The organism is Scytonema hankhaensis NUACC26, assembly GCF_045865695.1.
GTDB lineage: Bacteria > Cyanobacteriota > Cyanobacteriia > Cyanobacteriales > Nostocaceae > Scytonema.
In genome coordinates this window covers 1-2,988 of sequence record NZ_BAACAP010000009.1, presented here as the reverse complement: position 1 = coordinate 2,988, position 2,988 = coordinate 1, and the positions used below count along the sequence as shown (strand labels likewise).

At 44.0% G+C, this 2,988-nt stretch carries 4 protein-coding genes; all 4 read right to left on the bottom strand.

Annotation, left to right across the window (positions count from 1 at the left end; genetic code table 11):
- Positions 1-71: 71 nt before the first annotated feature.
- Positions 72-605, bottom strand: coding sequence for an SH3 domain-containing protein (locus ACKTT2_RS00115; RefSeq protein ID WP_407882746.1), 534 nt, complete (start codon positions 603-605; stop codon positions 72-74).
- 204 nt (positions 606-809) lie between these two features.
- The gene (locus tag ACKTT2_RS00110; RefSeq protein ID WP_407882744.1) at positions 810-959 is read right to left on the bottom strand and encodes a hypothetical protein; all 150 of its coding nucleotides are present in this window, start codon (positions 957-959) and stop codon (positions 810-812) included.
- A 220-nt stretch (positions 960-1,179) separates the two neighbouring features.
- Complete coding sequence (locus ACKTT2_RS00105) at positions 1,180-2,703, bottom strand: Ycf46 family AAA ATPase (protein WP_407882742.1); 1,524 nt, start codon at positions 2,701-2,703, stop codon at positions 1,180-1,182.
- Between the two features lie 133 nt (positions 2,704-2,836).
- On the bottom strand, positions 2,837-2,988 hold a 152-nt coding region (locus ACKTT2_RS00100; RefSeq protein WP_407882748.1), incomplete at its 5' end, for an HPP family protein.

Sequence of the window (2,988 nt, the reverse complement as noted above, 5' to 3'; positions counted from 1 at the left end):
ATACAGTGACCAGTGACCAGTGACCAGTGACCAATGACCAGTGACCAGTGACCAGTGACCAGTGACCAAGATCATTGTGCTTGTTGTGATTGTTCGGAATCTTCCTGTTCGCTCACTTTTCTCGTGTTACCTGCTTTCACCCAACCCTCTTGGTCACTACCGACTAAGCGGATCTTTTGCCATCCTCCGTTTTGTTCCAGGACAATGACTCTGGCATTAGCGCCAACTCCACCAATACGTTCAGCTTCTGATTGCGCTTGTGCTCGTAAAATTAGACCTTGTGGCCAAGACACACGTGCTTGGTAAGCTCCTGGTGGTAGTTCTTTTGGTGCTTCTTCAGCCTTGGGTGATTCAGTGGAAGTTGGTTCAGCAGTGGTTTCTGCTTTTGGCTTTGATTGAGAATTAGATTTTTTGGTCGTGCTTTTAGAAACAACAGCTTTTGGATTTTTCCTCTTAAATGTGGGTGAATCGTTGGCAAAAATGGGTTTTGGAGGTGGTGCGGAAGTTCTATTCATGAAATATAGACCTGTCGCAACGCCACCTCCAACCAAAATGGCAAGTGCCAAAGAAATCCCAAGTATAAATTTAAATATGTTAGCTATCATACTTACACCGCTCGTAAATGTCTACCCAAACCTACCCACAAGTGAACAAATCTGGACAGACCCGGAGAAGTAGCGGTCAACTCCTCCTACCCTGAAGGATTCACACCTTCACGAACTGACGGGGCTTGCACTCCCATCCTTGTGCTTGAGCTTGGGTTATCTCTTGATATCCGATGTCAACCAAGGCGTCGCCAGTAGAACCTGTTAGATTGGGTGAATATCAACAATACCAACGCTCTGGGTTAGTATTGCCATAAAACCTCGATCTGTATGCAAAGACGTGTTTACGAGTGTTTGGTTTGACCCAAAATCTGCAAAGCGTTTCTCGCGCTTTCTTGGCTGACTTGTCATCATAAATTAATAGCTCTAAGAAAGTCAACGTTCAATCCGTTAAAAAATATTAAGGTCTGTTCGGATCTGGTTAAGATTTTCCCTTTAAGTTAATTGAAGTCCATAAACCTTCTCAAAAAGGGGAGTATTGGGTAAGTTTGGGTAGTAATGAAGTGACAGTTACCAGCCCTTAAGGTGGTTACTAGTCATTTGTCCTTAGTCAATAGTTATCACTGCTCACTGCTCACTGCTCACTGGTTATTTGTCTTTGAATGCGATCGCTCAAAGCACTGTGTTTGGAAGCTAACCGCGCCCTACCTGCAGCCGCCCATTCTTGCAGTTTCTGAATTTGTTCGGTAGCAGTTCTTGCTAGAGGGATGATTTGACTAGCGGCTTCTAAAATGTCATCTGTTGTAAAATCCCGGTTTTGGCTGAATCCAATGTGCATGGCTTCAATTAAAGTTTGCTCGATTTCTGCTCCAGAAAAATCAGGAGTTTCATAAGCAAGTCTTTCAAGATCGTAATTTTTTATATTATGGGGACGCAATCGAGTTAAATGCACGTTAAAGATTGCTTTTCTCTCTTCTTGGCTGGGTAACCCAACAAAGAAAATTTCATCAAACCGTCCTTTTCTCAGCATTTCTGGTGGTAGTGCTTGGATATCGTTAGCTGTCGCAACGACAAACACGGGTGAGCTTTTCTCGGCTAGCCAGGTAATAAATGTCCCAAAAACCCGGCTTGATGTTCCTGCATCTCCTTTACTACCTAGCCCGGAGAATGCTTTATCTATCTCGTCTATCCATAAAATACAGGGTGCAAGGGCTTCTGCAACTTGTATCATTTGTCGGGTACGGGATTCAGATTCACCCACCAAACCACCAAATAATCTTCCTACATCCAAACGTAGTAAAGGTAAATGCCAGTGATGCGCGATCGCTTTTGCTGTAAGAGATTTCCCGGTTCCCTGAATTCCTACGAGTAGCAAACCTCTGGGGTGAGGTAAACCGTATTGTCGTGCTTTGTCGGTAAACGAACCACCACGGCGAAGCAACCAATCTTTGAGGTTATCGAGTCCGCCAATATCGGAAATTTGTTCTGTCGCTGGGTAAAAGTCGAGAATTTGGGTTTGACGAATGGTTTGGCGCTTTTCTTCTAGAACTAAGTCTACATCTTCTGGTTGGAGTTCGCCATGGGTTGCGATCGCTCTTGCCAAAACTCGGCGAATCCGTTCCATAGATAGCCCTTGGCAAGAACGCACCAAGTCATCCATTACTTTACCAGAAAGGGAGTTACCAGTTGCTCCCAACAAGCGTTCTATTTCCCCTTTAATTTCCGATCCTGAAGGTAGGGGAAATTCCAAAACAGTTAAAACTTCCGTTAGGTCATCAGGAATAGCAATTCTGGGAGACAGCAGGACGATATTTTTTGGTTGCGACTTCAGGAGTCGGGCGAGGTTGCGGAGTTTGCGAGAAATCGCCACATCATCTAGAAATCGATGGTAATCGCGAAGAATAAACACAGCCGGTGCAGATGCAGGTATTTTCTCCACAAATTCCAAAGCCTGCAAGGGATTGCGACGACCAAAACCTGCATCATTTGGATTACCTTGGTAACCATCCACAAAATCCCAAGTATAAACTGGACGATTACCCTGGTTTGCTGCTTCTTCCCGGATAGAAGCTTCCAAGCGTTCCTCTTCATAGGTAGGAATGTAGATCAAAGGGTAGCGGGCGCGTAGCAGCAATTTAAACTCATCACGAAAAGTCATAGGTAACAGTCATGAGTTATTGGTTATTTAGTCATTAGCCATTAGTTGAGAGCCAAAAGTCAAGACTCCAGAGACAAGAATATAATTTGCTATATTGGTTTCCAAGAATTCTTGAATGATAAAAGCATGAGAGTTAGAACCAATACTTGGGATATGTTCTCTCGTGTGCCAGATTATTGAATACTACAGCACAGAGCACCAAGATTATGGAACCTTCTAACGCAGGAGTTAAAAAAAATTGCCAGGATGCTTTCGTCATCATCACAACTAATGCAACTGCTCCCG